Annotated in this window: 7 protein-coding genes; all 7 read left to right on the forward strand. The window is 40.2% G+C overall.

The window, feature by feature from the left end:
* Positions 1-369 precede the first annotated feature (369 nt).
* The 7 genes from cls (at position 370) to phoU (ending at position 7,165) form a co-directional block, all read left to right on the forward strand.
* On the forward strand, positions 370-1,818 hold the full coding sequence (gene cls, locus IW510_RS21080; RefSeq protein WP_202063153.1) for a cardiolipin synthase: 1,449 nt from the start codon (positions 370-372) through the stop codon (positions 1,816-1,818).
* A gap of 171 nt (positions 1,819-1,989) precedes the next feature.
* Positions 1,990-2,844 carry a phosphate ABC transporter substrate-binding protein PstS gene (locus IW510_RS21085; RefSeq protein WP_202063155.1) on the forward strand — a complete coding sequence of 285 codons (855 nt, stop codon included), beginning with the start codon at positions 1,990-1,992 and terminating at the stop codon, positions 2,842-2,844.
* A gap of 118 nt (positions 2,845-2,962) precedes the next feature.
* The gene (pstC, locus tag IW510_RS21090; RefSeq protein WP_202063157.1) at positions 2,963-3,883 is read left to right on the forward strand and encodes a phosphate ABC transporter permease subunit PstC; all 921 of its coding nucleotides are present in this window, start codon (positions 2,963-2,965) and stop codon (positions 3,881-3,883) included.
* Positions 3,883-4,767, forward strand: a complete 885-nt coding sequence (gene pstA / locus IW510_RS21095; protein WP_202063159.1) for a phosphate ABC transporter permease PstA — start codon at positions 3,883-3,885, stop codon at positions 4,765-4,767. Before pstC ends, pstA begins: the two co-directional genes overlap by 1 nt.
* Before the next feature lie 16 nt (positions 4,768-4,783).
* Positions 4,784-5,593 (forward strand): phosphate ABC transporter ATP-binding protein PstB, encoded by an 810-nt coding sequence (pstB, locus tag IW510_RS21100; RefSeq protein WP_202063161.1) that lies wholly within the window; start codon positions 4,784-4,786, stop codon positions 5,591-5,593.
* 10 nt (positions 5,594-5,603) lie between these two features.
* Positions 5,604-6,362: a phosphate ABC transporter ATP-binding protein PstB gene (gene pstB, locus IW510_RS21105; RefSeq protein WP_202063163.1), complete on the forward strand. Its 759-nt coding sequence runs from the start codon at positions 5,604-5,606 to the stop codon at positions 6,360-6,362.
* A gap of 131 nt (positions 6,363-6,493) precedes the next feature.
* Positions 6,494-7,165 (forward strand): phosphate signaling complex protein PhoU, encoded by a 672-nt coding sequence (gene phoU / locus IW510_RS21110; RefSeq protein WP_202063165.1) that lies wholly within the window; start codon positions 6,494-6,496, stop codon positions 7,163-7,165.
* The last annotated feature ends 161 nt before the right edge of the window (positions 7,166-7,326 follow it).

The raw sequence follows: 7,326 nt of genomic DNA on the forward strand, positions 1-7,326 counted from the left end.
AGAAAAAAATAGAGAGATAGCGGTTGGCGGTCTCTTAAAAAGCTCCCTTGAAGGGAGCAGCAAGTAATGAGCCCTTCTAGGGCTATTAAAAAGCCACCCGCTATGCGGGTGGATAATTACTTAGGTTCATTGTCTAAGGGGCAGAGAAAGGTATTTTCACTTTCCTCAGTCCTATTTATTATAGAGCCTTTTTATTGAGGTGTTCAGATAGTTGGTCATCGGTATTGTTTCGTTATTTTTACCTGAATTCATTACTTATTTAAAGAAGAGGAAACGGATTTTATTTTTCATATTCTCTTTTTCCTTTACATCTTTGAATAAGTTCGCTATCCTTACTATTATGGAAAAGTGTGAGTTCGAGGTGGAGATATGAGTTTTTTTATTGATAATTTTTTCGTCATTATTTATATAGCCAATGTTCTGTTATCTGCGGTTATCGTCTTTCGTGAGAGAAAGCAGACTGCACAAACCTGGGCATGGTTATTGGTTTTACTATTTGTTCCGATTGTTGGGTTCGTCCTCTATATCTTTTTAGGAAGAGGAATTTCAAAGGATAAAATCTTTGATATGAAAATGCAAGCAAAAATCGGAATGAACGCTGAAATAGAAAATGAAAAGAAAGCTCTGCAACGTGGCTTGTTTCCGCATCCGCCGACTGGAGAGGTAGAACCGAAGCAGTTGATTTACATGCTGACGATGTTTGAAAGTTCTATGTATACCACAAACAACGATGTTACTTTGTACACAGATGGTCGTGAAAAATTTGATGCCTTGATTCAAGACATCAGAAATGCGAAAGACCATGTGCATATGGAATACTACATCTATCGAGGAGATGCACTAGGACAAGAATTACGTGCCGAGTTGATTGCAGCGGCAAAGCGAGGTGTTAAGGTTCGTTTGCTTCTTGATGCATGGGGCTCAACCCAAGTAAACATGAAGTTTTTTGAAGAGCTGACTAATGAAAAAGGTGAAGTTGCATTTTTCTTCCCGTTGTTTGTTCCTTATTTAAATCCGCGAATCAATTATCGGAATCATCGGAAAATCGTTGTTATTGATGGAATGATTGGCTACACAGGTGGATTTAACGTCGGAGATGAATATTTAGGGATTGTAGAAAAATTTGGGTATTGGAGAGACAATCATTTAAGAATTTGCGGAGATGCTGTATATAGTCTGCAAAACAGATTTCTGATGGACTGGAACTCTCAGCATACAGAAGAACTAAGCTACAATGAAGCGTATTTCCCACCGATTACCTCTGTTGGGAAAAAGGCTATCCAAGTGGTTACCAGTGGACCGGATTCTGAGCATGAGCAAATCAAGATGGCCTATTTGAAAATGATTTCGATTGCCAAAAAAGAGATATTGATTCAGACGCCTTATTATATTCCGGATGAATCCATTCATGAGGCCATTAAGCTGGCGCTTCTTTCAGGTGTGAAGGTAAGAATTCAGATTCCGAATAAACCCGACCATATGTTGGTCTACTGGGCGACGTACTCTTTTGCGGCAGAGCTGCTTGAGTACGGTGCAATCATTGAAACTTATGAAAATGGCTTTATTCATGCGAAAACAATGATTATTGACGGTGGGATTGTTTCAGTTGGTTCAGCAAATATTGATGTTCGTTCTTTCCGACTGGATTTTGAAGTCAACACAATCATTTATGATGAGGAATTTTCCGAAAAAGTACGAGACTCCTTCTATGAGGACTCTCAGGTATCTCATCTGCTGACACAGGAAAAATACGATGCACGAGGCTTTTGGATTAAGCTGAAGGAAGGTCTTGCACGACTGATTTCACCATTACTATAAGCCAAGATAAGAAACAGAGGATTGGAAAATCATTTGAGATTTTCCAATCCTCTGTTATTTTATACGCTTCGAACCGATGAACGATAAGAAATTAAGGGTATTTGATTCTCAAGCGTAAAGCTTAATGTTAAAATAAATTTGATTTAAATGATTTGGAGGATTGTTAAAAACATGAAAACGAAATTATTCATTCTTTTTAGTTTTATTAGCATGCTGACGTTATCTGGCTGTGCCAGCTGGATAGACAGAGGCGAATCAATTACTGCGGTGGGTTCTTCTGCCTTACAGCCCTTGGTGGAGACTGCCAGCGAAGCTTATCAAAGTGAATACCCCGGAAAGTTTATTAACGTGCAGGGCGGGGGTAGTGGTACTGGTTTGAGTCAGGTTCAGGCCGGAGCAGTTGAAATTGGGAATTCTGACTTGTTTGCGGAAGAGAAGAAAGGAATCGATGCAGCGAAGCTTATCGATCATAAAGTAGCTGTAGCGGGCATTACACCAATTGTCAATAAGGGCGTTGGTGTGACAGATATCTCTTTAGAAAATCTGAGAAAGATTTTTCTCGGGGAAATTACCAACTGGAATGAAGTCGGTGGGAAAGACATTAAGATTGTTATCCTGAATAGAGCTTCTGGCAGCGGTACACGTGCGACTTTTGAGAAATGGGTGCTGGATGGTAAAACAGCTATTCGTGCTCAGGAGCAAGACTCTAGCGGGATGGTTCGTTCAATCGTTTCAGATACTCCGGGGGCAATCAGCTACACTGCATTTTCTTATGTGAGTGACGAGGTTGCTACCTTGAAGATAGATGGCGTTGAGCCGACAGATGAGAATGTTACAACGAATGCTTGGACAATTTGGTCTTATGAGCACATGTATACATTGGGAGAACCGAATGAGCTGACGAAAGACTTTTTAGAATACATGTTATCTGAAAAAGTTCAAGGAGAAATCATTGAGCAATTGGGTTATATTCCGGTATCAAAAATGAAGGTAGAGCGTGATTGGGAAGGAAAACTAATCAATTAGCGGCGTCTTTACACAAAATTTACAAACTTAACGCAACATTTACATGTTATTAAACGCAAATTGAAATTCGACGCGTAGACTTAAACGTATCTGAACTATTGCTCAAGGAGGAGTTTTTTTGGAAGATGTGCAAAAGCAATTACTGACAAAATCTAAACGGGCAAAAATGGAACAAAGAGGGAAACTAATCAGCTTTTTCTGTATTGCGTTGATTGTTCTGGTTGTCCTTTCTATTTTCTATTTTGTAGCCAGCAAAGGCTTGTCTACTTTTTTTGTAGACAAAATAAACGTGTTTGACTTTCTATTTGGAACAGATTGGAATCCCAGTGAGACCGGTTCAAACGGAAAACCATTGGTAGGTGCACTGCCAATGATTGCGGGATCATTTATTGTTACATTTCTATCTGCAATTGTTGCAACACCATTTGCCATTGGCGCAGCAGTTTTTATGACTGAAATCTCTCCTAAAAAAGGATCGAAAATCCTACAGCCTGTTATTGAGCTGTTAGTAGGAATCCCTTCAGTTGTTTATGGATTTATCGGCTTAACAGTTATTGTTCCTTTTGTCCGTTCTATTTTTGGCGGTACTGGTTTTGGGATATTGGCGGGAACCTTCGTGCTGTTTGTCATGATTCTCCCAACGGTTACAACAATGACCGTGGATGCCTTGAAGGCTGTACCAAGACATTATAGAGAGGCTTCTCTGGCTTTAGGAGCGACACGCTGGCAGACGATTTATAAAGTTGTTCTCAGAGCTGCAGTTCCGGGTATTTTAACTGCCGTAGTTTTCGGAATGGCGAGAGCCTTTGGTGAAGCCTTGGCTATTCAGATGGTTATTGGTAATGCGGCGGTAATGCCAACAGGAATGACGACACCTGCTTCTACATTGACAAGTATTTTGACGATGGGAATCGGGAATACAATCATGGGGACTGTTGAAAACAATGTACTATGGTCTCTGGCGTTAATTTTATTACTGATGTCATTACTATTCAATATCGTGATTCGAATTATTGGTAAGAAAGGGGCGCTGAAATAATGGATGCAAAGAAAGCAGATAGACTGGCAACAGGTATCTTGTACACAGTCTCTGGTATTATCGTTCTAATTTTAGCAGCCTTGCTAAGCTATATATTGCTGCGGGGAGTTCCGCATATCTCTTGGGATTTTCTGACAAAGCCTTCGAAGGCCTATCAAGCAGGCGGTGGTATCGGGATTCAGCTGTTTAACTCAATTTACCTGCTGTTCATTACGATGCTTATCAGCTTGCCAATCTCTCTAGGCGCTGGGATATACCTGTCAGAGTATGCCAAGAAAAACTGGCTGACAGACGTTATCCGCACATCTATTGAGATTCTGAGCTCATTGCCTTCAGTTGTTGTCGGCTTATTCGGTTTCTTAATCTTCGTTGTACAGATTGGTTACGGCTTCTCAATCATTTCCGGTGCGTTGGCATTAACTTTTTTCAACCTGCCGCTTTTGACAAGAAATGTTGAAGAGTCATTGAAAGCAGTCCACTATACTCAGCGTGAGGCAGGACTGGCGTTAGGTTTGTCTCGATGGGAAACAGTGAAAAAAGTAATTATACCTGAAGCTATGCCTGGAATTTTAACAGGAGTTATCTTGAGCTCAGGACGTATTTTCGGTGAGGCTGCAGCGCTGATCTATACAGCAGGGCAAAGTGCACCGGCTTTAGATTTCAGCAATTGGAATCCATTAAGTGTTTCCAGCCCAATCAGTATTTTCAGACAAGCAGAAACCTTAGCAGTTCATATCTGGAAAGTAAACACAGAAGGAACAATGCCGGATGGTCCGGCGGTATCAGCAGGAGCATCTGCAGTTCTGATTATTGTCGTTCTTCTGTTTAACTTTGGTGCACGATTCATCGGGAACCGCCTGCATAAGAAACTGACATCAGCCTAACGTTAGGGGTAGACAAATGAAAGAATATAATTTGAATGACACAAATATTATCACATTCGATCCGGAACAAACACCAGTTGCTCTGCATACAGAAGACTTGCATGTCTGGTATGGAGACAATGAGGCGATTAAGGGTGTAGACCTTCAATTTGAAAAGAGCAAAATCACGGCATTAATCGGTCCTTCCGGTTGTGGGAAATCAACCTACTTACGTTCACTGAACCGAATGAACGATGGTATCGCTAATACAAAAATAACGGGTAAAATCATGTATAAAGGTGTGGATGTGAATACTAAGGAAGTTGACGTCTATGAGATGCGTAAGCGTATCGGCATGGTGTTTCAACGACCAAATCCTTTCAGTAAATCCATTTATGAAAACATAACCTTTGCCCTTAAGCAGCATGGCGAAAAAGATAAAAACAAGCTGGATGAAATCGTAGAGACCAGCCTGAAGCAAGCTGCATTATGGGAACAGGTAAAAGATAACCTGAATAAAAGTGCACTTGCTCTTTCCGGAGGGCAGCAGCAAAGACTATGTATTGCACGAGCAATTGCGATGAAGCCGGATATTCTGCTTTTAGATGAGCCAGCTAGTGCCCTTGACCCGATTTCTACAGGTAAAGTAGAGGAAACATTAGTTAGTTTGAAAAACGATTACACAATTATCATTGTGACACATAACATGCAGCAAGCAGCGCGGATTAGCGATCAAACAGCATTTTTCTATTTGGGAAAAGTAATAGAATATGACGAAACACGAAAAATCTTTACACGACCAAAAATACAGGCGACAGAAGATTACGTTTCCGGGCATTTTGGTTAGGAGGAAAAGGATGACAAAAGAGATTATTTCATCAAAGGATTTGCATCTATACTACGGAGAAAAAGAAGCGTTAAAAGGAATCGACCTTTCGATTAATCAAGGAGAGATTACCGCAATGATTGGTCCCTCCGGCTGTGGAAAATCAACCTATCTACGTTCGTTGAATCGAATGAATGATTTGATTCCAGGCGTGACCGTTACAGGAAGCGTGATGTACAAAGGAAAAGATATTTATGGTCCTAAAACAGATACTGTTGAACTGCGTAAAGAAATCGGTATGGTGTTTCAACAGCCCAATCCGTTTCCATTTTCTGTTTATGAAAATGTTATTTACGGCTTAAGATTAAAAGGCGAGAAGGACAAACAAGTTCTCGATGAAGTCGTAGAAACACGGTTGAAGGCTGCTTCAGTTTGGGAAGATGTCAAAGACAAGCTGCATAAAAGTGCTTTGTCTCTTTCCGGTGGACAGCAGCAGCGTGTTTGTATCGCTCGTGTACTTGCCGTTGATCCGGAAATTATTTTGCTGGATGAGCCCACCAGTGCGCTTGATCCAATTTCCAGCGGGAAAATAGAGAATATGTTGTTGACGTTGAAGGAACAATATACAATGATTATGGTTACCCATAATATGTCTCAGGCATCACGTATATCTGATAAAACAGCTTTCTTTTTGCAGGGCGAACTGATAGAATTTAATGATACGAAGAAAATCTTTTTAAACCCGAAGAGACAAGAGACGGAAGATTACATTTCCGGGAAATTCGGTTAATTTTCTAGTTGTTTTGCTTCTATAATAAGTAGATCCTACTGACAGAGATGCTTATGAGGGATAGAAATAGCGGTAGGTAAGATTGAAGGATAGCACTTCATACTTAAAAGACTTGAGGAGGAAGGTACATGATGTTGCGTAGTCAATTTGAAGAAGAACTATTGAATCTGCACAATCAGTTTTATGAAATGGGAATGATGGTAAGTAATGCCGTTCATAAATCTGTTCGTGCGTACATCGATCACGATAAGCATATTGCGAATGAAGTGATCGAACGTGATACAGAAATCAACGATATGGAAGTAAAGCTTGAAAAGAAAAGCTTTGAGATGATTGCATTACAACAGCCTGTTACAACAGACTTGCGTATGATTATTACTGTAATGAAAGCCAGTTCTGATTTGGAAAGAATGGCGGATCATGCAGTGTCCATCTCTAAATCAACAATTCGCCTAAAAGGTGAGACAAGAATTCCTGAAATCGAAAAAGAAATTTCAGATATGTCTGATTATGTGAAGAAAATGGTCGATAACGTATTGATCGCATATGTAAAAACAGACGAAAAAGATGCACGGATGATTGCTAAGATGGATAATCGTGTGAATGAATACTTCAATAGTATTTACAGCAACTCTATTGAGAGCATGAAATCAAATCCGGAGACTGTTATTAGTGGAACGGATTATCTGCATGTTGCAACATACTTGGAGCGCATTGGGGACTACGTGACGAATATTTGTGAATGGATTGTTTATCTGGCAACAGGAAAAATCACAGAACTGAATACCAATCACGAAGAGTAGAAGAAAATGAGAAGCAGACTTGGCAGATGTCCAGTCTGCTTCTTATTAATGACTTTAGTCGGTTTCAATCACTAAAGTGATTGAAACAAAAAAACCACGCGTACTGCGCGTGGAAGAAGTAGCTTTAGCGATAAAACTCCTTTCGATATACTAGATAAAGG

It is taken from the genome of Enterococcus sp. BWR-S5 (assembly GCF_016745255.1).
In the GTDB taxonomy this organism is placed as follows: domain Bacteria; phylum Bacillota; class Bacilli; order Lactobacillales; family Enterococcaceae; genus Enterococcus_L.